The 24,661-nt window shown below is 51.3% G+C and carries 18 protein-coding genes; 16 read left to right on the top strand and 2 right to left on the bottom strand.

The features are described from left to right. The first annotated feature begins 31 nt into the window (after positions 1 to 31). The 7 genes from OH144_RS07825 to trmB are packed head-to-tail and all read left to right on the top strand — an operon-like array spanning position 32 to position 6,892. Positions 32 to 1,720, top strand: a complete 1,689-nt coding sequence (locus OH144_RS07825) for a TonB-dependent receptor (RefSeq protein WP_266205743.1) — start codon at positions 32 to 34, stop codon at positions 1,718 to 1,720. Positions 1,721 to 1,729: 9 nt separating this feature from the next. Continuing rightward, a complete protein-coding gene (locus OH144_RS07820) occupies positions 1,730 to 2,866 on the top strand; it encodes an HU domain-containing protein (protein ID WP_266205742.1) in 1,137 nt (378 codons plus the stop codon). A 1-nt stretch (position 2,867) separates the two neighbouring features. Beyond that, complete coding sequence (locus OH144_RS07815) at positions 2,868 to 3,578, top strand: MotA/TolQ/ExbB proton channel family protein (protein WP_266205741.1); 711 nt, start codon at positions 2,868 to 2,870, stop codon at positions 3,576 to 3,578. Between the two features lie 2 nt (positions 3,579 to 3,580). Further along, positions 3,581 to 3,982, top strand: coding sequence for an ExbD/TolR family protein (locus OH144_RS07810; RefSeq protein ID WP_266205740.1), 402 nt, complete (start codon positions 3,581 to 3,583; stop codon positions 3,980 to 3,982). A gap of 11 nt (positions 3,983 to 3,993) precedes the next feature. After that, the gene (locus OH144_RS07805; RefSeq protein WP_266205739.1) at positions 3,994 to 4,920 is read left to right on the top strand and encodes a hypothetical protein; all 927 of its coding nucleotides are present in this window, start codon (positions 3,994 to 3,996) and stop codon (positions 4,918 to 4,920) included. 17 nt (positions 4,921 to 4,937) lie between these two features. Continuing rightward, positions 4,938 to 6,233, top strand: a complete 1,296-nt coding sequence (locus OH144_RS07800; RefSeq protein WP_266205738.1) for a bifunctional folylpolyglutamate synthase/dihydrofolate synthase — start codon at positions 4,938 to 4,940, stop codon at positions 6,231 to 6,233. 2 nt (positions 6,234 to 6,235) lie between these two features. Continuing rightward, positions 6,236 to 6,892, top strand: a complete 657-nt coding sequence (gene trmB / locus OH144_RS07795; protein ID WP_266205737.1) for a tRNA (guanosine(46)-N7)-methyltransferase TrmB — start codon at positions 6,236 to 6,238, stop codon at positions 6,890 to 6,892. 264 nt (positions 6,893 to 7,156) lie between these two features. On the opposite strand, the gene trpF is transcribed toward trmB, so the two are convergent. Continuing rightward, positions 7,157 to 7,780 carry a phosphoribosylanthranilate isomerase gene (trpF, locus tag OH144_RS07790; protein ID WP_266205736.1) on the bottom strand — a complete coding sequence of 208 codons (624 nt, stop codon included), beginning with the start codon at positions 7,778 to 7,780 and terminating at the stop codon, positions 7,157 to 7,159. A 229-nt stretch (positions 7,781 to 8,009) separates the two neighbouring features. Between trpF and mnmA the strand changes: the two genes are divergently transcribed. Genes mnmA through OH144_RS07765 form a run of 5 tightly spaced genes read left to right on the top strand, consistent with a single transcriptional unit; the run spans position 8,010 to position 14,686 of the window. After that, positions 8,010 to 9,137: a tRNA 2-thiouridine(34) synthase MnmA gene (mnmA, locus tag OH144_RS07785; RefSeq protein ID WP_266205735.1), complete on the top strand. Its 1,128-nt coding sequence runs from the start codon at positions 8,010 to 8,012 to the stop codon at positions 9,135 to 9,137. Then, positions 9,137 to 9,856 (top strand): hypothetical protein, encoded by a 720-nt coding sequence (locus OH144_RS07780; protein WP_266205734.1) that lies wholly within the window; start codon positions 9,137 to 9,139, stop codon positions 9,854 to 9,856. Before mnmA ends, OH144_RS07780 begins: the two co-directional genes overlap by 1 nt. A 3-nt stretch (positions 9,857 to 9,859) precedes the next feature. Next, on the top strand, positions 9,860 to 11,524 hold the full coding sequence (locus tag OH144_RS07775; protein WP_266205733.1) for a S8 family serine peptidase: 1,665 nt from the start codon (positions 9,860 to 9,862) through the stop codon (positions 11,522 to 11,524). Between the two features lie 60 nt (positions 11,525 to 11,584). Continuing rightward, positions 11,585 to 12,238, top strand: coding sequence for a ribulose-phosphate 3-epimerase (gene rpe / locus OH144_RS07770; RefSeq protein ID WP_266205732.1), 654 nt, complete (start codon positions 11,585 to 11,587; stop codon positions 12,236 to 12,238). 15 nt (positions 12,239 to 12,253) lie between these two features. After that, the gene (locus tag OH144_RS07765; protein ID WP_266205731.1) at positions 12,254 to 14,686 is read left to right on the top strand and encodes a TonB-dependent receptor; all 2,433 of its coding nucleotides are present in this window, start codon (positions 12,254 to 12,256) and stop codon (positions 14,684 to 14,686) included. Positions 14,687 to 14,779: 93 nt separating this feature from the next. On the opposite strand, the gene OH144_RS07760 is transcribed toward OH144_RS07765, so the two are convergent. Next, positions 14,780 to 15,652 (bottom strand): DUF2911 domain-containing protein, encoded by an 873-nt coding sequence (locus OH144_RS07760; protein ID WP_266205730.1) that lies wholly within the window; start codon positions 15,650 to 15,652, stop codon positions 14,780 to 14,782. 1,824 nt (positions 15,653 to 17,476) lie between these two features. On the opposite strand from OH144_RS07760, the gene OH144_RS07755 reads away from it, so the two are divergent. From OH144_RS07755 to hisC, 4 genes are all read left to right on the top strand, one after another. Then, complete coding sequence (locus tag OH144_RS07755) at positions 17,477 to 20,683, top strand: HYR domain-containing protein (protein WP_266205729.1); 3,207 nt, start codon at positions 17,477 to 17,479, stop codon at positions 20,681 to 20,683. A gap of 762 nt (positions 20,684 to 21,445) precedes the next feature. Continuing rightward, positions 21,446 to 22,297: an ATP phosphoribosyltransferase gene (hisG, locus tag OH144_RS07750; protein WP_266205728.1), complete on the top strand. Its 852-nt coding sequence runs from the start codon at positions 21,446 to 21,448 to the stop codon at positions 22,295 to 22,297. Positions 22,298 to 22,301: 4 nt separating this feature from the next. Next, entirely contained in the window at positions 22,302 to 23,591 is a 1,290-nt protein-coding gene (gene hisD / locus OH144_RS07745; protein WP_266205727.1) for a histidinol dehydrogenase, read from the top strand. Beyond that, positions 23,584 to 24,630, top strand: coding sequence for a histidinol-phosphate transaminase (gene hisC, locus OH144_RS07740; protein WP_266205726.1), 1,047 nt, complete (start codon positions 23,584 to 23,586; stop codon positions 24,628 to 24,630). The genes hisD and hisC overlap by 8 nt, the downstream gene beginning before the upstream one ends. The last annotated feature ends 31 nt before the right edge of the window (positions 24,631 to 24,661 follow it).

The following is a 24,661-nucleotide window of genomic DNA, read 5'->3' as shown; positions in this document are numbered from 1 at the left end:
AGAATTTGGTATTTAGAAGAGAAGCATCACCATGAAAAATAAAGTAAGATTAGCATCACTTGCCATTGTGCTGAGCGTAGGGTACAGCTACCTGAATACGGCGCAGGCGCAGACCCAGGGGTGGTCTGAAGGCGGTAAGTTGGAGGACGCCGAGGTTGTGGTGGAGAAGAACCGCGTGATCGAGTTGCCGCAGGCTGCCCGTAACTATGAAAAGTTCCGCATCAACCCGCCGGAGATAGCTGACCGCAACGTACGTTACCGTTTCTCGGATTACCGCCTGCCAGACCAGGACGTGGATCTGCAGCTGAAGGTGTTGACGATTAAACAGGACGAGCTGACAAAACTGTATGGGAATTACCTGAAGGCTGGCCTGGGCAACTACGGCACCTTATACCTGAAAGGCTACTTCCAAAACAAGCGTAGCAAGGACGCCAGCATCGGCGCCAACGTGAGCCATATTTCTTCATCGCGCGGACCAGTAGATAAAGCTAACTCGGCCGTTTCTCAGTCTGATATCGGGCTGCACGGCGAGCGCTACCTGCAGGGCCTGACGATCGGCGGTGACCTGAAGTATGGCCGGGAGAAGCATTACTTCTATGGGTATGAGCCGGTAGAAGGCGTGGAAGTGGAGCGCGATACCATCAAGCAGGTATTCAACCGCATCCATGCGCAGGGCTTTTTCCATAACCATAACTCCAATGCACCCTTCCTGTACAGAACCAACGCCCGCTTCCGCTATATCAACGATGCATATGAGATGAACGAAAGCAACTTTGCCGTGGACTTCCGCAGCGAGTATGGCATTGATGACGTTTCTGCTTTCAAGGTGGATGCCGACCTGTCGGTGTTGTCGCACAAAGACTCGACTGATGTGAGCCGCGGGCTGTTTAAACTGACGGCTGCTTATGAGCGCCAGTTCGAGGTGGTGCGCCTGACCATTGGTGCGCGGGTGGCCTATACCGGAGACGAGGTGAACGATGCCCGCCAGATGAACGTGTACCCGATGGTACGCGTGGGGCTGGAGCCAATAAAAGGTAACCTGTTGATTTACGGTGGTATAGGGGGAGACCTTGAAAGGACAACTTTATACGATCTGACGCAGGAAAACCCTTATTTGGCCTCGAACGTGCAGGTGGCCGACGTAAACAAAGGGCTGGAAATTTATGGTGGCTTTCAGGCCAACATTGCAAACTACGTACACCTGAACGGCCGCGTAGCTTACCAGAATTTCCGCAACCTGTACTTCTACAACAACACGGTGGCTGACCCATCTAAGTTTGAGCTGCTGTATGATGATGGGGTGACAAATGTTTTCAATATTTATGGAGAGGCTTCCTTCAATTATTCGGATGAGGTGCGCCTTGGTTTAAAGGCTGATTATAACAGCTATAACATGGCCAGCTTGGAGCAGCCCTTCCACCGTCCGGAGCTGATGGCGAGTGTTTATGCCACCTACAACTTCTATGACAAGATTCTCTTTAATTCAGAACTTTATTATATTGGGGATTCATTTGGCCGTATCACTCGTGCGGACGGAACCACCGAGTTGCGACAAACAGATTCTATCGTGGACCTGAACCTGAAGGCGGACTACAAGTTCACCAATAATTTTACGGTGTTCCTGATGGCCAATAACCTGTTTGGGAAAAAGTACGAGCGTTTCGTAAATTACCCGAACAAAAGTATAAATCTTATAGGAGGCGTAACTTACTCATTCTAAACATTGCTTATGGTTGAGAAGCACATCAAGTCACTGCTCTATGATCACGACTGTGTCATCATCCCGGACTTTGGCGGGTTGATTGCACGGTATGTGCCTGCCCGAATAAATCCGGTAAAGCACACGCTCTCGCCGCCTTCCAAGAAAATTGCCTTTAACGAAAAGCTGGTGCTCAACGATGGGCTGCTGATCAGTTCCATCGCGCATCACAATCACATCACGAAAGACGAGGCGCAGCAACGTGTTGCGGAGTTTGTGCACCAGGCAAAATCTCATCTGCAGCAGGAGAAGCGCTTCGAGCTGAGTGACATCGGCATCTTCAGGTATAATGCCGAGCGCCGGCTGGTGTTTGAGCATACTGAGACAGACAACATGCTGGAGGAAAGCTTTGGCCTGCCGGAACTGTCTGCCCGGCCTGTGAAGGTGCAGGAGCCAGCCGTGCTGCGGACACTGATCAAGGAGCGCCAGCAGGAGTTGATAGAGGAGAAGCAGCCGCTGCGCCGTCGTATCAAGCGGGCTTACAACCTTGCCGCCGGATTAGCACTGGCTGGTTTGTCGGTGTCTGCCATTTATTTCCTGTCGCTGCAGGACGACTACAACCTGAGCAGCCTCAGCCCGATGGCAGCTCTTACCTCTACAGGGTTCACAACTTCGGCGGTGACAGAACCCGACCGTTACACTGCCGATTATGTGCCTTTTACCGAGGAAGACCGCACTGGATATTACGCGCAGCTACTCCCGGCTATGGAGGAAGGGCAGGCACAGGAAGGGAATGAGTTTGAACCTACGGGGACAAGTGTAGCTTCAGGTGCGGAGGTGGTATCCTTTGGTGATGAGGAGTTTGTAGAGGATATAGCGGCTCCTGCCGAAGAGGCAGCGGAAGCCGCCCCGGCTCATATAATTTATACGAAAGACGGACGTTCTTACATTATCTCTGGAGGCTATGCCCGACTGGAAAATGCAGAGCAGTACCGGGAGACATTAATGGAAGCGGGGCACGAAGAGGTGAATATACTATTGCCGCAACCAGGCAGCAGGCTGTTCCGCGTATCGCTGGCCGATTTCGAAACGGCAGAGGAGGCGCAGGAGGCCCTGAACAATTACAGAAAGAAATTCGGAGAAACACTTTGGGTACTTAACAATTAACATGACATCACTCTTATTACAAATCACGACAACGGCTGACGCCGACACAACCGCAGCACTGGCAGAGGGGGCTGAAGCTGCAGCAGAAACATCTGTTTCTCTTTTAGATTTGGCCATGAATGGCGGGTGGGCCATGATTCCGCTTGCCCTTTTATCGCTGGTGGGCATCTATATCTTTGTAGAGCGCTACCTGACGCTGAAGAAAGCAGCCCAGAACCCGGAAGGTTTCAACGACCGTATCAAGAGCATGGTGCTGGCCGGAGACATTAACGGTGCCCGTATGCTTTGCGCCCAGACCAATACCCCTGTATCGCGCATGATCTCTAAAGGGGTGTCCCGTATTGGCAGCCCGCTCAAGAATATTGAGACCTCTATCGAGAACGTAGGTAAGATCGAAATCAGCAAGTTGGAGAAGAACCTTGCCGCCCTTGCCACTGTAGCCGGTGCTGCCCCTATGCTGGGCTTCCTGGGTACAGTAACAGGTATGATCGGTGCCTTTATCGCTATTGCACAGGCAGAGGGTTCCGTAAGCCCGAAGCTGCTGTCGAGTGGTATCTATGAGGCTATGGTGACAACGGCAACTGGCTTGATTATTGGTCTTCCGGCTTATGTAGGATACAACTACCTGGTGTCTAAAATCGACAGCATTGTGCACGCCATGGAGTACTCTTCTATTGAGTTCCTAGATCTTTTACAAGAACCACAGCTTTAAGAATGAATTTTCGCTCCAAAAACAGGATTAACGCAGATTTCAGCATGTCGTCGATGACGGACATCATCTTCCTGTTGCTGATTTTCTTCATGCTGACTTCAAGTTTCGTTACGCCGTCAGGGCTACCGGTTAGCTTGCCTTCCAGCCAGGCTTCCGATATTGTCATGCAAAAGATCAGCGTGACCATTACGGAGGATCTGGAGTATTACCTAAACGAGAAGCCGATCGCGCTGGAAGAGATCGAGCCGCAACTCACCGCCCTGCTGCAAGAGGGGGGAACAGAGAAGGGGGCCGTGGTGTTACACGTAGACAAGAGCGTGCCGGTAGAGCACCTGGTAAAGGTGGCTGGTATAGCCAAAAACCTGAATGCAAGTGTAACGCTGGCCACCGTGCCAACTGAATAAGAACGTATACTATGGCAATTGCCCTTACCAAGGAAGAAGAGAAAAATAAACGCATCGCCGCTGGTGTCAGCATCGGGGTGCATGTGCTTATACTTCTTTTTCTGATTTATATGCTGGCATGGCGTGCGCCAGACCCACCCGCACCGGAAATGGGTATTGAGCTTAACTTTGGCATGGATAACGTAGGCAGCGGCGATGTGCAAACCAGGGCCACCCCGAACGAGTCGAAGAAAGTGGAGGACAGTAAGCCTGCGCCTACGCAGCCAGACCCTAAGCCGGAACCACAGCCTGAGCCAACGCCGCAGCCAACGCCTCCGGCACAACCCGTGGAGACACCTAAAGTAACTACTACCACTGCTCCGGAGCCCGTTTCGGTGAAAGAAGAGGTAAAGCCGGTGCCGAAGCCACAGCCTAAAAAGGAGGAGGTAAAAAAACCGGAGCCAAAACCGGAGCCGCCGAAAGAGGAAGTGGTGAAGAAGGAGCCGGAGAAGCCAAAATCGCTTTACCCTGGCCAGCCTACCAACAGCACCGGCACGGGTAAAAACGGTTCTTCCGATGCTGCCACTGGCAACAACAACGGCGATGACACCGGTAAAGTGGGCGACAAAGGCGACCCTGCGGGAGACGTGAATGCCAAAGCCCTCTATGGCAAGGCAGGCGGCGGCGCAGGCGGTTCGCTTAACATGCCAGGCTGGCGCTACGACATTGAGCCCAAGCGCGACCCTTATACCAACGAAACCGGCATTATCCGTTTCAGGATTAAGATTGATTCGGACGGTAATCTTATCAACGTGGAGCGAATCGAAAGCACGGTATCGCCGCAGGTGGAGAAGTGGTACCGGGACCAGCTGTATAAGACCACGTTTAGCCGCACGGGCACAGGTGCTACGACAGTTAATTACACAGGCGAGGTGACCTTCAGAATCACGTCCCGCTAATTTTATACTTTCTTTTGATGACCTATCAAGAGTGTCTTGATTATTTATACCAGCAATTGCCGATGTATCACCGCATCGGCAATGCTGCTTTTAGGAAGAGCCTCGACAATATTATAGCGCTCTGCGATGCGCTGGGGCAGCCGCAGCACCAGTTTAAAAGCATACACGTGGCGGGCACCAACGGCAAGGGCAGCAGTTCCCATATGCTGGCGGCGGTTCTCCAGGAAGCTGGTTATAAAACCGGGCTTTATACTTCGCCACACCTCAAATCTTTTACCGAGCGTGTTCGCGTGAACGGGCAGGAGCTCCCGCAGGAATACCTCATCTGCTTTGTAGAGGAGCACAAGCAGCTTTTTGAAAGTATAAAACCGTCTTTCTTTGAGATGACGGTGGCGCTGGCTTTTAAGTATTTTGCCGAGGAGCAGGTGGATGTGGCGGTAATAGAGGTGGGTTTAGGCGGACGGCTCGATTCCACCAACATCATCACGCCCGACGTTTCGCTCATCACCAACATCAGCTTTGACCATCAGAGTATGCTGGGCGACACCATTGCGGCCATTGCCGCCGAGAAAGCCGGCATCATCAAGGCTAAGGTGCCTGCCGTGATAAGCATGCGGCAGCCGGAGGCGGAGGAGGTGTTCATGGAGAAAGCTGCGGAGGTGGAGGCGCCTTTATACTTTGCCCAGGATCGCTTCGAGCTAGAGCAAACAGAAAGCACGCTGCAGCGGCAGGTGTTCCAGGTAACCGGCGAGGGTGAGTTATACTTGCAGGACCTGGTACTGGACCTGGCCGGCGGCTACCAGAAGTATAATCTGCCGGGCGTATTGCAGGTGCTGCAGGTGCTGCAGGATCTGAAAGGCTACGTTATACCTGAGGCGGCTATACAACGCGGACTTGCTAACACCAAAAGTATAACTGGCCTGAAGGGGCGCTGGCAGGTGCTGCAGCAGGTGCCGCTCACCATCTGTGATACGGGCCACAACGAGGACGGCATCCGGCAGATACTGCAGGGGCTGGAGCAACTGCGGCCAAAACAGGTGCATATGGTGTTTGGTGCGGTGAATGATAAGGATGTGACAAAGATCCTGCAGCTGCTGCCCCCGAAGTATAACTACTACTTCTGCCAGGCCAATATCCCCAGGGCGCTGCCGGTAATGCAGCTTCAGCAAAAGGCTGAAGGCGTGGGTTTAAAAGGAAAGGCTTTCCATACGGTGGCGGAGGCCATAGCGGCAGCCAGGGCAAATGCAGCCCCGGATGAGGTTATTTTTATCGGAGGTAGTACCTTTGTGGTGGCAGAGATTGAAGAACTATAGGAATGGGAAGATCTAAATTAGCAAAGTTTGCCGCGATTGCGGAACGCGAGAATGTAATTGAACCGGGTGATGAGCTTTACGGCCAGTTAGTTGGTAAATGGCGGGAGCAGCATTTTGAGAACGATAACCCGATTGTGTTAGAGGTAGGTTGTGGCCGTGGGGAGTATAGTGTTGGGATGGCGCGGCTGTTTCCGGAGAAAAACTTCATTGGCTCAGACATAAAAGGCGCGCGCCTGTGGAAGGGAAGCACCCTGGCAGAGGAGGAGGAACTGGAGAACGTAACCTTTCTAAGGACCTTTATTGAGAACATCACCGAGAACTTTGCCGAGAATGAGGTGGATGAGATCTGGATCACGTTTCCGGACCCACGCCCCCGCGACCGCGACATTAAGCGCCGCCTCACGTCCCCGCGCTTCCTGGACCTGTATGAGCATATCGTAAAGCCCGGCGGCGTTATCCATCTGAAAACCGATAATGGCCCACTTTATGAGTATACCCTGGAGGTGCTGCAGGAGCGGCAGGTGGAAGGCCTGATTCATACTTCCGACCTCTATAACTCAGACCTGCTGGAGCATACCATGGGCATCTATACCACCTATGAAAAGCGCTACCTGGCCGAGGGCATCAAAATAAAATACCTGCAGTATAGGGTGAGGTAGAAAGCTAGGGAGTTAGAGAGTTGGGGAGACTAAGAGTTAGAGAGTTTAGGAGTTAGAGAGTTAAAGAGTTTGGGAAGTATAGGAGAGCAGGTAAATATGAAGTACAGCTAACCCTTTCGGTATGCATAAGCGAATCGGCCTGACGAAGTATAAATTCGTCAGGCCGATCTATTTTGTGCGTTTTCCCAGGAGAGAAAAGTATAGTATAGTGAAAATTTAACTCCTAAACTCTCTAACTCCCCATCTCTCTAACTCTCTAACTCCCTAACTTTCCTCTATTTCCTCGAAAATATCGGCTAGCTCGTCAAAGTCTTTAAGGCCGGGCTTAATTTCATGTCCTCCTGTCAGGCCGATTCCAGTGGGTTTAACGGTTTTCAGTACGCCATTAATATTGGCTTTGTCGATGCCGAAGCCAATGTATACTTTAAACTTCGCTGAGAGGTCAGCCAGGAAACGGGAGTTGGTCTCGTCAATCGTGTCGAAGTCGTCGGAAAAGATAATGAACGAGTGAACGAAAGGGGTATAAAGCTCCATCATCTCCAGAAGCTCACTCTGCACGGTGTCCTTATTGATAAACACCTTCTGAATCACGGGGCGGTTGATCTCTTCGATCTCGTCGATCAGGTAGGGTACGTCCAGCTGAATAAGGTCCAGTTTAAACTCCTCGGCCATCTCATTGATCACGTCTGGCCTTGCGCGGAGGAATTCGCCTACGGTTTGCACGCCAGCCACCCATCCCATTATTTCCTTCAGGGTCTGAGGTTGTACACGCTCCGGGTCATCCAGTTTCAGGTTGAAACCGATGATATCCACACCCATGCCAGCACAGTAGCGGGCATCGCTCAGGTTGTTTATTCCGTTTACTATCACAGAGGTACGTAGGCCCATAGTAATTTATACTTTATGTTTTTACTCGTTTAAGACATAATTTTCTGCGATTCAAAGTAAGCTCGATTTTCCGTTACCGCCAACCTTTTTCGCTTTTTTCCGGCCCTATTTATACTTTAGGCCCTTGGCCACAGCAGAAATTAGAACCTGAATCTTTATAACTGTTTTGTTGTTGCTATATTTGTATCAAATAGCGAAATTTTTAAATCGACATACACTTTTTAAATAGATGAGTACAAAAGGAAGGGTATTAGTGGCGATGAGCGGCGGTATCGACAGTTCGGTGGCAGCCGTGATGCTGCACGAGCAAGGCTACGAGGTAGTGGGGATGACCATGAAGACCTGGGATTACGCCTCCAGCGGCGCCAGCAAAAAGGAAACAGGCTGCTGTTCGCTCGATTCCATCAATGATGCCCGTAACATTGCTGTTCAACTTGGTTTCCCGCATTATATCATAGATATCCGCGAGGAGTTTGGGGACTTTGTAATCAATCATTTCACGGATGAGTACCTGGCTGGCCGCACGCCGAACCCGTGCGTGCTATGCAATACACATATTAAATGGGATGCCCTGCTGCGTCGTGCCGACCAGTTAGGCTGTGAGTTTATCGCAACGGGACATTACGCTAACCTGCGCCAGGAAAACGGGCGGTACGTAATTTCCAAGGGCCTCGACGAAAGCAAGGATCAATCGTATGCGCTATGGGGTATTTCGCAGGAAAGCTTGAGCCGCACCATTTTCCCGTTGGGAAAACTGCATAAGACCGAGATACGTGAGATGGCGCGTGAGCGTGGCTTCACCGAACTGGTGAACAAGCCGGAGTCTTACGAGATCTGCTTTATTCCTGACAACGATTACCGTGGCTTTTTAAAGCGCCGAGTGGAAGGTTTGGAGGAGCGCGTGGCAGGCGGCGAGTTTGTGCTGGAGGATGGTACCGTGGTGGGAACACACGAGGGGTATCCGTTCTATACCATTGGACAGCGCAAGGGCCTGGGTATTGCCTTAGGTTTCCCGGCCTACGTTACACGCATCGAGAAGGATAGTAACCGCGTGGTACTGGGCAACTACGACGAATTGGCCAAAAACGCCATGACGGTGGGTAAGCTGAACATGTCTAAGTATGAGCACCTGATCGGGCAACCTATCCCGACGGTTACCAAAGTGCGCTACAACGATCCGGGCACAGAGGCCATTATTGAGCAAGTGGGGGATAAGATGAAGGTACATTTCCTGAGCGGCGTGCATGCCATTGCCCCGGGCCAGGCGGCTGTTTTCTACGAAGGAAACGATGTAGTGGGCGGCGGCTGGATCGAGTCGAACTATAACTCTGAATTTAACCTGAACGTGTTGCAATAATGAGTAGAGCTTTGTTGCTTTTGGTTGTTCTGGCTGGTCTTGTTGCCGCCTGCGAGGATAAGTATAAAGACCCGGACCCAAAAGTAATGGGCTACGACTACTATCCGCTGGAAGTGGGCGACTGGCGCATTTATGACGTGATCGATATCCGATATATGAGCGACGTAGGCGATACTACTCGTTTCCAGCTACGTGAGCGCGTAGACACGACTTTCTACGACCAAACCAACACGCTCAACTATAAGATCATCCGCTCTGTGCGTGCTAATGAGAATACCCCGTGGGTGGATGATTCTGTGATGACAGTGGTAAAGACAGACTTACATGTTATCCTAACAAAGAATAACACGAAGTATGTCAAAATGGTCTTTCCTGTTAAAGAAGGTAAGATATGGGCAGGTGATGCTTACAATGATCGTGTTAATTCTTCTTCAGAAAAAGAACCATATACTTTCGACAAACTTGGGGAAAGTTTTACAGTAAATGGTGTTACCTATGATAGTACGGTTACAGTGATACAAGGGGAACCTACTGAGGATCTTTCTACTTTAGATGAACGTAAAGAGGTTTACTCAAAAGGAGTTGGTGCTATTTACCGTCTTTTTAATAGGATAGTTTACTGTAGGGATACAGAATCGAAGGAATGTCCGTTTGGAGAGGGCTACAAAATCCACGGCCACGAGCGTCACGAAAAATTGATCTCTCACGGAAAAGAATAAGCTATGCGCTCGCTGCTCCTCTTTATCTGCCTGCTGCCGCTCCTGCCTGTTTGGGCACAGGATACAGGCAACACAGACGAAGAGGAGCAGAAGCGTTTAGTATACTTTACCGATAAAAACGGCAGCCCATTCTCCCTTTCCGAGCCGCTGGAATACTTGTCCCCCAAAGCCCTGCAGCGGCGCAAGCGGCAAAATATTTCTCTGGTTTCTCGCGACCTTCCCGTCAACCCAGCCTACGTATCCGGCCTGAAAGCGGCAGGCGTAACGGTTTGGTACACTTCGCGCTGGTTTAATGCGGCGGTGGTGCAATGCTCTGAGGAGGAACTGCAGCAACTCGAGGAACTGCCATTTGTAAAAAGCACCCGAACCTTAAACAGGCTTTCAACAGCCGGAATGTTTCTGCAACAGGAAGGACAAAGCATAAAAGCTGTGTCTGTTGCAGCTGCCGCATACTTGCCCACTCCTGAGGCTGATGACTATGGATTAGCCTATCACCAGGCGGACATGCTGGGGGCTGACCAACTGCACCTGGACGGCTACAGCGGCGCGGGTATGACCATAGCCGTGTTCGATGCGGGTTTTCCGGCGGTAGATAACTTACCCGCTTTCGCCCACCTATTTGAGAACAATCAGCTGAAAGGCTCCTTTGATTTTGTGCAAAAGCAAGCCAACGCGCTGGTGGCGGACGCACACGGCACGGCAGTTCTTTCTACCATGGCTGCCTACGCTCCCGGAACAATGATCGGCACGGCCTATGGCGCCAACTACCTGCTGCTGCGTACGGAGGATGCCGCCTCTGAGCACAATATCGAAGAGATAAACTGGCTGCTGGCCGCCGAGTATGCCGACAGCGCCGGGGCCGACGTGATCAACTCCTCCCTTGGCTATACGTTATTCGATGCGCCTTCCCAAAGCTATACTTACCAGGATATGGACGGCAATACATCGCTGGTGACTAGGGCAGCCGACCTGGCCGCTGCCACGGGTATGCTGGTGGTGATAAGCGCCGGAAACGAAGGCAATAAAAACTGGCGCTTCGTGTCTGCCCCCGCCGATGCCGATTCAGTGCTGACAGTGGGCGCTGTAGACTCGCTGGGCGTGAAGGCAACTTTTAGTTCTTTTGGTCCGACTGCCGATGGCCGCATAAAGCCCGATGTGGTGGCGCTGGGGCAGGGGGCGTACTTTATACTTCCGAACGGCACTTTGGCGAAGGGGAACGGCACCTCCTTTGCCGGACCGATCATGGCCGGTTTTGCAGCGAGCCTGTGGCAGGCAAATCCGTTTAAAACCAATTTAGAAGTGATAGAGATGCTCCGCAACAGCGGCAGTAACACCGAAAACCCCGACAATAACATCGGCTACGGCATCCCTGGCTACAGCCGCACCGTTACAGCGGTACCTGGCCTTGCTACCGGGGAGGCATTATACATTACAAACCCGGTCAGCCGGGAGCCGGTTATACTTTACCTGGGGCAGGCGTGGCTAAAGCAGCAGGTGGAGGTGCAGGTACTGGACGCGACGGGCAAGCAGGTGTATCGCCAAAGTATAATGCAGGCACAGGCGGAGCAGCCTCTACAACTAGAGCCACAAACAATGCGTAGCGGTTTATACCTGTGCCGCATCCGTTCTGGCCATAAAGTGGCTACGCTTCGGTTCGTGAAGCTGTAGTTTGGCTTTCAGCGTATAAATCATCATTTTGCTTCATCATTAAACTTTACCTTTGCAGGTATGAGACCAATCATCGCTCCTTCCGTATTAGCCTCTGACTTTGCTAACCTGCAGTCGGAGGTGGAGATGCTGAACAAAAGCCAGGCCGACTGGCTGCACATCGACATCATGGACGGCCGTTTTGTGCCCAATATATCCTTTGGCTTTCCAGTGATGGATGCCATCGGGCGCCACGCCCAGAAGCCAATGGACGTGCACCTGATGACCGTGGAGCCGGAGCTGTACATTGAGCGCTTCAGGGAGGCAGGCGCTGATACCATTTCGGTGCACCTGGAGGCCTGCCACCACCTGCACCGCACCATGCAGCAGATAAAAGCAACAGGCGCCAAGGCGGGTGTAGCCCTAAACCCGCATACCTCGGTGCATTTGCTGGAGGATGTGATTGCGGATGTAGACCTGGTGTGCCTGATGTCGGTGAACCCGGGGTTTGGTGGACAGAAATTCATCGAAAATACGTACCGCAAAATTGAGGCGATGAAGAACCTGATCATCCAGCGCAACTCGCAGGCCATGATTGAGATTGACGGAGGCGTGAACCAGGACAACGCACCATTGCTGCTCGAGAAAGGGGCCGACGTGCTGGTAGCGGGTAGTTTTGTCTTCTCTTCCGCAGATCCTATCCAGACGATCGCTGATCTAAAATCAACTAAATAAAAACCCGCGCTCCTGATGCTGAGATATCTATCGGTGTGGTTGCTCATACTTTTGCCCATAGGTGTTTCTGCACAGCAGGCCAAGCTGGCCGGCAAGGTACTGAACCGGCAGCAGGAGCCGCTGGAGATGGCCACGGTGGCTGTGAAAGGCACCTCCATAGGCACGCGAACCAATGCTGCGGGAGAATTTATACTTGCTGTTCCGGCCCAGCGCGAGCTGGTGCTGCTGGTGCGCTACCTGGGCTACAAAGAGCAGGAGCAAACGCTGCAGCTGCTGCCCGATGAGACAAAAACACTGGAATTTATACTTGACCCGGACCCGAAGCAGCTGCAGACGGTGGATGTGCGCGGCAAGCAGGATGACGCCCGGGAACAGGTAAGTGTGACGACCCTGGACCCGCGGGATGTCAGCAACCTGCCTTCTGCCTTCGGTGATTTTAACAAAGTGCTGGTCACGCTGCCTGGTGTATCGAGCAACAATGAGCTTTCCAGCACCTACTCCGTGCGCGGTGGCAACTACGACGAGAACCTCGTCTACGTCAACAATATCGAAATTTACCGCCCTTTCCTGATTTCCTCGGCACAGCAGGAGGGGCTCTCCTTTGTGAACCCTGACCTGGTAGGGGATATCCAGTTTTCCTCGGGAGGTTGGCAGCCCAGGTATGGCGATAAGCTCTCGTCAGTGCTCAACATCAAGTATAAACAGCCCACGGAATTTGCTGCTTCCGTAAGCGGTGGGCTTACGGGTGGCACCCTGCACCTGGAATCAGCCTCTAAGAACAAGAAGGTATCCTACCTGTTTGGCGCGCGCCACAAAAACGGCCAATACATTCTACAGGGGCTGCAGACGGATGGAAAGTATAACCCCGTCTTCACCGATGCGCAGGCCTACGTGCACATCGACCTGACAAAAGACTCGCTCGACCGCGGCCGCACCACCCTGGGTATTCTTACCAGCTATGCCAGAAATGATTTCAGAGTGGAACCGGAGTCCCAGGTTACCACGTTTGGCACGCGCAATACGCCGCTTCGCCTCTTCATCGGTTTTGAAGGGCAGGAGCGGATGGAGTATGCCACCTACCAGGCGGGGCTCAACCTTACGCACCGCTTCAGCCAGTTCTATACTTCAGAGTTTATACTTTCGGGTGTGCACTCGCGGGAGCGGGAGTTCCGGGATGTGGAGGCTGGTTACCGCCTGTGCGACGTGGACAATAACGGAGACGGCATAGGCGATTGCCAGCAGGAGCGGGGCGTAGGCAGCACCTTCAGCCATGCCCGCAATGCCTTGCTGGCGCGCATGCTGGCCGCGGAACTACGTAACACCTGGCACATCAGCCAGCGCAGCAACCTACAGTTCGGGGCTAAGGTTGGGTCCGAAAACATAGAGGACCAACTGCAGGAGTATGGCTTTTCCGATTCTGCTGATTATGTAACGCAGAATTATTACCTCAGCTCCCAACTCAACCTGAACACCCTGCGCTACAGCGGCTACCTGCAGCATACCTTTGAGCTGGACTCGCTCAAGACGATTACGTACGGCCTGCGCGCCACTTACTGGGACTATAACGGGGAGCTGAACATTTCGCCGCGCGTGCAGTACGCGTTCATTACACGCCATAACCCGAACCTGTCCTTTAAGACGGCCCTTGGTTTATACTTCCAACCCCCTTTTTACCGTGAGCTAAGGGATTTTAACGGTGTGCTGAACCCGGAGCTGAAGGCACAGCGAGCCATACATGCCATTGTGGGGAGCGATTACCTGTTCCAGGCCTGGGGCCGTGACTTTAAATTAACTTCGGAGGCCTACTATAAATGGATGACCAACGTGGTCCCCTACGACCTGGACAACGTGCGCCTGCGCTATTACGCCAAAAACAATGCAAAAGCTTATGCTGCCGGGTTCGATGTGCGTGTTAACGGGGAGTTCATTCCTGGCGCGGAGTCGTGGCTGAGTCTTGGAATATTATCAACGAAGGAGAAGGTGGAGGGGGACTCGATATCCGTTTATAATGCACAGGGCGAGCGGATAGGTATGGAAGCGCAAGGCTTTATACGCAGGCCAACAGATCAACTGCTGAACGTGGGCGTCTTCTTCCAGGACCACTTGCCCGACAACCCAACAGTGCGCATGTACCTGAACCTGGTGTACGGCAGCGGTCTGCCGTTTGGCCCGCCGCGCCAGCCGGAGTACCGAAATGCTTTTGATGGCCGCTCCTACAAGCGCATCGATATAGGTTTCTCTAAAGTGATTGTAGTAGAGAGCGATGTGGTGAAGCGCCGCAAGATGGGGCTGGAGAGCCTGTGGGTGGGCCTGGAAGTGCTCAATCTGATAGATGCCAAGAACTGGGTGTCCTACAATTATGTGCGCGATGTGAACAGCGTGACCTACGCCGTACCTAACTACCTGACGGGCCGGCGGCTGAATGTGCGGTTCGTAGCTAAATTCTAGTCCATCCTCTATTGCAGCAAAGTATAATTTTCTACAATAAATAAGGGAAGCCAGTCTACGGCTTCCCTTTATAATTTACGGCATTTTATACTTCTAACGTCGCTTCTTCCACTCGCTATAAGCAGTTTCTATCTGGGTGGCATACGTCTTATAGCTTTCCGGCTCCGAATTGCCCAACTCCATGGCCTTTGCCGACAAGGACGCAGCCATCTGGTACTCCCTGTTGTAGGCGTAAAGCTTGGCCTTGATCCAGTTGTTGTAGAAGTTCTCTTTTATAGCGATGGATTTATTGATCCACTGCAAGGCCTTCTCGTGATGCTCTTTGCGCGGCAGCATATACTCAGCGCATTGTGCCCAGGTATACCAATCGTCGCTGGCGGCGTTGGCCAGGGCGTAGTTAATGTTCTCCAGCGCCTTCTTCTCTATGTCTGTCTCGATGCTCAGGGATATTCTGGTGTTCTCCCAGGCCAGGTTCAGTTTGGCTTTGTTAGTGCTGATGTCGGAGAAAGAAAACTGCATGGTCTCCACAAACTCGCTTGTCTTTGTGGGCTTCACTTCCAGGTAAGCCACGTCATCCAGCTCATTGTATCCCTCCAAACCCCAAAGAGTAGTATCCTTGTTGAGTACTACCTGCCACAGCGAATCGCTCTGCGGGAAAATAAAGAAGGAGTAAGTACCAGCCGGCACCCGCTCGTTATTCAGAAACAGCTCATCTTGAAAAGTAATCAGCGTTGCCTCGTTTGCACCCGCACGCCACATTTGCCCGTAGGGTACCAGATCTCCGAAAACCTTACGCCCCCTAACACTTGGTGCATGATAGTTTACGGTCACGTCAGTTAGGCCTATCGTCTGGCGCAGCATGGCTGGAGGGCTGGCCTGCGGCAACCGTACCTGTGCAAAGGCACTGCTTGCCTCCAGCAGAAGTATGGCTGATAGTATAAAATAGCTAAGTAGGCATCTTCTCATGGTCGTCAGGTCGTTGTAATGAGCTTCTCGATTTTAGTTTATATACCGAAAAAACTATGCCAATGCTACAAAGGCAGCATTATAAACAGCATGCAAAGCTAATAAAATTAAGTGGAGCCCATCCTCAATTTCAAGTTGCAAAGGCTATGGTTCTGTAAATCAAAATCAGCCGAGTGAAACTTGTTGTAATAGCCTGTAGGTCAACATGTTAAATAACTTGCTTTATTTAATGTAAAATTAATATGATAATAATACAACATATGTAAGCTTTTTCTGTATATGTTTACGTCTAATTATACTTTCCGACTTAATTATTAAACTATTTTGCGCTGGTGGCAACAGGCTGCTGGTATATATAATCTGCAAGGATTTTAAGAAATCTCCTCGGCAGGTAATCTATACCCATTGGTGAAGGACATTAAAGCTAATGTTCATCCTCTCCTCAGGAATATTCATTTTTAACCCTTAACACATATGAATGTAACACTTTTACTAAAACAGACGGCTAAATGGCGTATGCTATACTTGATAGCTATTTTAGCCGCACTCTCCTTTGCAGGCGCTAAAGCCTTTGATAATTATGCACCTACGGTGATGTCTGATAAGGATGACTACGTGCCGGGGGAAGTAGCCATTATAACAGGTTATGGCTGGACGCAGGACAGCACAGTGGATGTGCACCTCGAGGAAACCCCCGCACATGACCATCATCATGGGTATCATGACACCAAAGTGAATGCGGATGGCTCCTGGACAATAGAGTACCCGATAGAGGACAGGCATTTGGGCGTTATGTTTACTGTTGTAGTAGAGGGTAAGCAAACTGGAGCTAAAGCCACTACAGTTTTCTACGACGCCAATGTTAGATTCAATGCTACAGGATTGAGTGGGACACCACAAATTGTTGCGACTTACACTGTTACAAATAACAACAATGGTAGTACTGCCAGTACAGGTACCAAAACATTTACATATCCGGGCCCCTCTGGTTCTCCTAATATATCTGTGGCTAACAATCAAACTATTACGGCTACTTTTAATAATATAATTATCAATGGAGTTACTTATTCAGCTCCAGAAATTACACTTTCTCCAACCGGTAACCCTGATAATGTATCAACCTTAACAGCAGCCTATTCCCCTATTTGTACAACACCTGCTACACCGGAAGTAACAGTTGTTAATAATTGCGATGGCACTTCTACCTTATCTACAAATGCTTCTGGCTCTCTGTTATGGAGTACAGGCGAAACTACCTCTTCTATTACAGTAACAAGCGCTGGAACTTACACCGTAACGACAACCGTAAATGGTGGCTGTAGGAGTGCGGCTGGTTCAGGCACTGCAGCACCTCGGTCTGCTCCAACTGCTCCGGTAGTTATAGTAACCGACAACTGCGACGGCACTTCGACGCTCTCTACTGATGCTGCAGGCACGCTAGCTTGGAGCACTGGCGAAAGCACGTCTTCTATCTTAGTATCCACTGCTGGCACCTACACTGTAACAACAACGGTGAACGGATGTACAAGCACTGCTGGTTCAGGTACTGCTGCTCCTAAAACTACTCCAGCCACTCCTACTATTAGTGCTGAGTCAAGCACCACAGTATGCCCGGGTAATGCTGTAATCTTAACTTCTTCTTCAGCCAGTGGTAACCAGTGGTATAAGGATGATGTAGCGATCAATGGTGCAACAAATCAATCTTTTACAGCGAGCGAGAGTGGCTCTTATACAGTTATTGAGACTTCAAATGGATGTTCTTCTGCTGCATCTGAGCCAGTTGAGGTAACGGTAGAGGATAAGACGGCTCCGGCTGTACCTACTTTGGCTGACGCAACCGGCGAGTGCTCGGTAAGCGTAGCAGCGCCAACCACAACAGACAGTTGCGCTGGCACCATTACCGGTACCACTTCTGATCCAACCACCTATACTGAACAAGGTACATATACCATTACCTGGAGCTTCAGCGATGGCAATGGCAATACGTCTACGGCCACCCAGCGCGTGATCGTAAGAGATGTTACCGCTCCGGTACTGACAGCCGCTGCAGCTCAGGAGGTTGTGCTGGCCGCCGGGTGTTCCGTAACCATACCAGATGTAACAGGCACAGCCACCGATAACTGTGGAAGCGTAACCATCACACAGAGCCCTGTGGCAGGCAGCGTTGTTACGGCTACAAATGGTCAGCAGATTCACGTCACTGTAACTGCCACAGATGCCGCCGGTAACACTGATGTGGAGGAAGTGGTGTTGACGGCACAGGACAAAACCGCACCGTTAGCACCTGCTACCATAGCTGCGGCCACTGCTGAATGTGCTGTAACTGTTACAGAAGTTCCTACCGCTGAAGATAATTGCGGCGGCACTATTACCGGTACTACGGATGATCCGCTGACTTATACGCAGCAGGGTAAGTATAAAATTACCTGGTCCTTCAACGACGGAAACGGCAACGTCTCAACTGCTGTTCAAGAGGTGATTGTAGCGGACGTAACGGCGCCAGTACAGCCAACCTTGGCAGATGCAACCGGCGAATGCTCGGTAACCGTAGCAGCGCCAACCACTACAGATAACTGTGCGGGTACCATCACCGGCACGACTGTAGACCCTACAACATACGAAGAGCAGGGTACCTTTACTATTACCTGGAGATTCGATGATGGCAATGGTAATATAACAACGGCTACGCAGCAGGTAATTGTGGATGACGTGTCTGCGCCCGTAATCGCAGCTGTTGAACCTGTAACAGCCCCGGCTGATGCCGGCCAATGCGGCGCTACGCTCTCCATTACTCCCCCGGAGGTGACAGACAATTGCGAAGCAAGACCAGCAAGAGGAACACGTCATGACGGTGCGGCTTTAGACGCTCAGTATCCGGTTGGTACAACTACTATTACCTGGAATGCTACAGATGCCAATGGCAACCAGGCCGTCGCCGTGACACAAACAGTTACTGTTACTGATACGCAGGCACCAACTATAACGGCTCCGGCTGATGTTGAAGTGGCAGCAGACGCCTCTTGTAATGCCACTAATGTAACACTTGGAACACCAACTACAGCAGACAATTGCTCTGTGGCTTCCGTGACCAATAATGCACCTGCAACTTACAGGCTGGGAGAAACAGAAGTAATATGGACGGTGACAGACGCAGCAGGCTTGACGGCTTCTGCTACGCAGCTAGTAAGAGTAGTGGACGAAACTGCTCCCATACTTACAGCAGCAGCTGATCAGAATGTGTCTTTGGGTGCAGCGTGTACTATCATCATACCTGATGTAAGAGGCACCGCCACCGATAATTGTTCTGCGGCGACTATTAGCCAGTCTCCAGCCGCAGGTACAGCCGTAGCAGCCACCGACGGCGAAACCATCACGGTTCTGGTAACGGCTACCGACGCAGCCGGCAATACAGCTACTGACGAGGTGGTGCTGACGGCTCAGGACGAGACGGCTCCGGTACTGGCGGCGGCTGCTGATCAAACAGCTGGCACAGAAAACGGAACTTGTACCGCAACAATTGCCCTACCTGATGCTGCCTTTAGCGACAACTGCGCAGGTAGCCAGGTAAACTGGGTGATGAGCGGTGCAACAACAGGCAATGGCCAGGGGCAGGTAGGAACTTATACTTTCAACAAAGGCGTGACGACCGTTTCCTATACTGCCACAGACGCAGCCGGCAACTCGGCCACTGACCAATTACTGGTAACTGTAACCGATGATGACGCGCCAGTGCTTACTGTACCTGCTAACATTGTTGTTCAGACGCAGCCCGATAAGTGTGGCGCTGCAGTGAATTACGATGTAACAGCTTCTGACAACTGCTCCGCTGTCACCCCGGTAATGACTGCCGGTCTTGCTTCAGGTGCTACCTTCCCTGTGGGAACGACGACTGTTACTTACAAAGCCACTGATGAAGCCGGAAACGCTTCTATCCAAAGCTTTACGGTAACGGTTGAGAACGAAGTGCCATCTAACTTGGTGGTAAACGGACCGGTTTCGCCAGTGCAACTTGGCACTGAGGTAACCTTAACGGCATCTTTTGACGATGCTAACATAGCAACAGCCGTTTGGAATTGGGGTAATGGAGGCACAACTACGCAAACCATTAGCGGTTCTCCGATTTCAGCTACGTACAAGTATCCACAACCTGGCGTATACTCTGTAGTGCTTACGGTTACAGATTATTGTGGTGCGAGTATTTCTGCTCCTTACAATTATGTAGTAGTCTTCGATCCAACCGGTGGCTTTGTTACCGGTGGGGGCTGGATTGAATCACCTGTAGGTGCAATGAAAGGTGAGAAATACGGTGTGACAGGTACAGCCAACTTTGGGTTTAATGCAAAGTATAAGAATGGCAAGAACAATACAACGGAGGTAGAGGGGCACACTAACTTCCAGTTTAAGGCCGGAGACCTTCACTTCTCAAGTTTTGAGCACGAAGATATGTCTTTGGTGATAGCTGGGAAGAAAGCAACCTACACCGGTTACGGAACTGTTAATGGCTCCGGAGTACACAGGTTCAGAGTCATTGCGATCGATGGCAGTGCCAATGGTGACAACGGTCCGGATGAATTTAGAATTAAGATTTGGGGTAACGGCTCTAGTAGTGAAGCGGATGTTATTTATGATAACCAACGAGGTGTTGCAGAGAGTTCGGATTTAGCTACAGTGCTAGGCGGTGGCTCTATTGTGATACACAAGGAGAAATCCACAGTAAAGGTGTCGAGCACAGCTAAACTTACAGCCAATGCAGCTGCACTGCCAGTTGAACCTAGCCGCTTCCTGAATTACCCTAACCCGTACACCGACAGAACTACCATTGCCTTCTCATTCGAGAAAGAAGAGCGTTTTGCGCTGGAAGTATACGATGTAAAAGGGGCTGTTGTGAAGCGTTACAGTGAAGGTCTGGCAGAGGCAGGGAAACGTTACGAGTTTGAGTTCTCAGCCGATAGCCTTCCGGAGGGTGTATACTTTGCTCGCCTGGTAACGTCATCCGGTGTGAAGACGATTAAGATGGTGCTGAAAAAATAAGATCCCTACACTCCAAATATAGGGCAAAAGCCGGTAGCGATTCTGTTACCGGCTTTTGTTTTTATCATGCTTCCACTTAGGAGAATGGGAGCTTCTGGTATGGCCTGTCCTGGAGGATTAGAAATCCTGAAAAAAAAATTATCGGACGCCTGAACCTGCAGTACTGCTTTAACCAGCTGCTTATGTTGCTGTATATGATACTTCTAAGCCGTATGCATGCAGCTATACATTAGCTTTACATTAGATATGCGCTATTTTCATTCACTAAAAAACGGCAACATTTTATTTTAGCGGGGGTATAGTAACCAAAATACCATGTGTTACTGTGGCTTGGTAGCATTTCTAAACCATAGTATAGCAACTTACGAATTATGATTGTTTGCAGATTTATTTTACAGAAGCTGATCAGGCTTATCGCAGAATAAGCAGGATAGCTGTTTAACAGCTACTAAGTTTTATACTTGTAGCATGCTTTTTACCCTTAATTTGCTTTTTAGCATCGCCTTTATTTTTATTTGAGCACAAAACACCTTTACTTTGTGCCAAGTACATGAGTATATACGATACATATAGCGCCCCTCTTAGTCAGACAACGCCTGTTGCCCTGGCTGCGCATGTACATTTCCACCACATCCATCATTCCTCGTAAGAGGAATCCTACTACCATATTGCCCCCGACGGGCGTTGCCCCGTATTATACTTTGCCCCAGGCAGGGTATATAATCTTGTTTTCCATATCATACTTTTACGATACCTTACAGAATGCTACGAATAGCAATTCAGAAATCGGGGAGGCTGAGCGATGAATCGCTTAACCTGATCCGCGAGTGCGGCATCTCTTTTGTCAATAGCTCCCTCAAACTCAAGACAGAGTGCACTAACTTTCCGCTGGAGATCCTCTTTCTCCGCGACGATGACATTCCTGGCTATGTGGCCGACGGTGTGGCCGACATTGGCATAGTAGGCCAGAATGTACTGGTGGAGGAGGGGAAAGAGGAGCTGACGGTGGAGAAGCTGGGCTTCTCGAAATGTCGCCTGTCGCTGGCTGTGCCCAAGAGCGACGAATATAAATCTATCCACGACCTCAACGGCAAAAACATTGCCACCTCATACCCCAACCTGTTAAAGGCCTTTCTGGATGAGCAGGGGGTGCAGGCCCAGATCCATACCATCAGCGGCTCTGTGGAGATAGCCCCAAGTATCGGTTTGGCCGAGGCCATCTGCGATATCGTTAGTTCGGGGAGCACGCTCATTAGCAACGGCCTGAAGGAAGTGGAGCGCGTGTTTAAGTCCGAGGCCGTGCTGATTGCCAGCCAACTCCTGACGCAGGAGAAGCGGCAGGTGCTGGAGAAACTACTGTTCCGCATCCATGCCGTGCAGCGTGCCCGCAAGGCCAAGTATATTCTCCTCAACTCGCCGGATGACAAGATTGAGGAGATCAGCAGACTGCTGCCAAGTATAAAGGCCCCTACGGTACTGCCCCTGGCGGAAGAAGGTTGGAGTTCACTGCACTCGGTAGTGAACGAGGATGACTTCTGGGAGATCATCGAGAAAATAAAGGCTGCCGGGGCACAGGGCATTCTGGTGGTTCCAATCGAAAAAATGATAGTATAAGGCTATGCGCAAGATCATAAACCCGGCCCCAGAAACCTGGGAAGAGCTGGTGAAGCGGCCAACCAAAAACCTGGATGAGCTGGAGCCGGGCATTTTGGAAACGTTCCGGCTGGTGCAAGAGCAGGGCGACGCTGGCTTGCTGCAACTGGCCCAAAAATTTGACGGAGTACAACTCCAGGGCCTGGTAACTACGGAGGAGGAAATCTCCGCAGCTGAGGCCAAAGTTCCGCAGGAACTCAAGGAGGCTATTTTGCAGGCATACAGTAATATACAGCTCTTCCATACACAGCAGGCAGAGCCGGTAAAGCAGGTGGAGACCATGAACGGTGTGAGCTGCTGGCGTAAAAGCGTGGCCATTGAAAGGGTAGGCTTATACATTCCGGGGGGTACTGCACCGCTGTTTTCCACGCTGCTGATGCTGGGCGTACCGGCGCGGATTGCCGGTTGCCAGGAGATTATACTTTGCACACCGCCTGCCAGGGACGGCAGCATCCATCCGGCCATACTTTACACGGCCTCCTTGTTGGGCATTACCCGAATCATCAAAGCCGGTGGCGCGCAAGCCATTGCTGCGATGGCCTTTGGCACCGAGAGTGTGCCTGCAGTGTATAAGATATTTGGCCCGGGAAATCAGTATGTTACAGTTGCCAAGCAGCTGGTAAGTAAGACTGGCGTGGCGATCGACCTGCCTGCTGGTCCGTCGGAGGTGCTGGTGATGGCTGATGATAGTGCGAATCCGGCTTTCGTGGCCGCTGACTTGCTCTCGCAGGCCGAGCATGGTGCCGACTCGCAGGTGGTACTGTTGACCACCTCACAAGAGGTGCTGCAGCAGGTGGAGCAGGAGCTGGAGGCACAGCTAAACGTGCTGCCGCGCAGGGAGTTTGCAGCCCCGGCACTGCGCAACAGCCTTGGCATTATACTTAACAGTCGCCAGGAAATGCTCCGTTTCTCCAACCTTTATGCGCCGGAGCACCTCATACTTTCTGTTTCTGATTTTGAGGAACTGCTGGATGGCATCAGTAACGCGGGCTCTGTTTTTCTGGGCCACTATAGCCCGGAGTCTGCCGGAGATTATGCCTCCGGAACCAATCATACCTTGCCCACCAACGGCTACGCCCGAGCCTACAGTGGCGTGTCACTGGATAGCTTTGTAAAGAAGATCACCTTCCAGTACATTACCCGCGAGGGGCTGCAGCACATCGGCAAAACCATCGAAACCATGGCAGAGGCCGAGGGGTTGGAGGCGCACAAGAACGCCGTAAGTATACGACTTAAAGAACTGAACCGTGTTTAACCTGAAAGATATCATTCGCCCGAACGTGCTGAAGATGAAAGCTTATTCTTCGGCCCGCGACGAATTTAAGGGCGCTGCCAGTGTGTTTCTGGACGCCAACGAAAACAGCCTCGGCAGCCTGGCTGGCGACAAATATAACCGCTACCCGGACCCGCACCAGAGGAAGCTTAAAACCAGAATTGCGGAGTTGAAGGGTGTGCAGCCGGAACAGATCTTCCTGGGCAACGGCTCCGATGAGGCTATTGATCTGCTGTTCCGGATGGTGTGCCGCCCGGGCCAGGATAGCATGCTGCACCTGCCGCCTACGTATGGCATGTATGAAGTATCGGCTAACCTAAACGATGTGGCGCTGCAGGCGGTGCAACTAACCGACGATTTCCAGTTGCCGGTGGAGGAGGTGCTGCTGAACGTAAAACCAACGACCAAAATCATCTTTATCTGCTCGCCCAACAATCCAACGGGCAATTTAATTGAGCCTGAAAGTATAAGTGAGCTGCTGCGCGCCTTTAACGGATTGGTGGTGATTGATGAGGCTTACATTGATTTCGCCGATGCTCGCAGCTGGACAAGCCGCCTGCAGGAGTTTCCGAACCTGGTGGTGCTGCAGACCTTCTCCAAGGCCTGGGGCATGGCCGGTCTGCGCCTGGGCCTGGCTTTCGCTTCTCCGGAAATTATTGCTGTTTTGGATAAAATAAAGCCCCCCTACAACATCAACGAGGCGACGCAGGAGCTGGCGCTGCAGGCGCTGGGGCGGGAGGAGGCGCTGAGAGACATGATCGAGGAGATCGTGCAGGAGCGGGAACTTCTGATGGAAGCGCTGCCCAATATGCCTTCCGTAGAAACTGTTTTCCCATCAGACGCCAACTTTATACTTGTTAAAGTAAAAGATCCAAATGGTATGTATAAATACCTGCTGGATAAAGGGATTGTTGTGCGGAATAGATCATCCTTGCCTGGCTGCGAGGGCTGCCTACGCATATCCGTAGGTACGCTGGAGGAAAACCAGCAGCTGCTGCAAGCCATTTCTCAGTTTAACTAAATCGAAGCGCGTATCACGTAGCAAGACTCAT

It is taken from the genome of Pontibacter kalidii (genome assembly GCF_026278245.1).
Taxonomy (GTDB): domain Bacteria; phylum Bacteroidota; class Bacteroidia; order Cytophagales; family Hymenobacteraceae; genus Pontibacter; species Pontibacter kalidii.
This window is presented reverse-complemented; position numbering and strand designations above follow the sequence as displayed.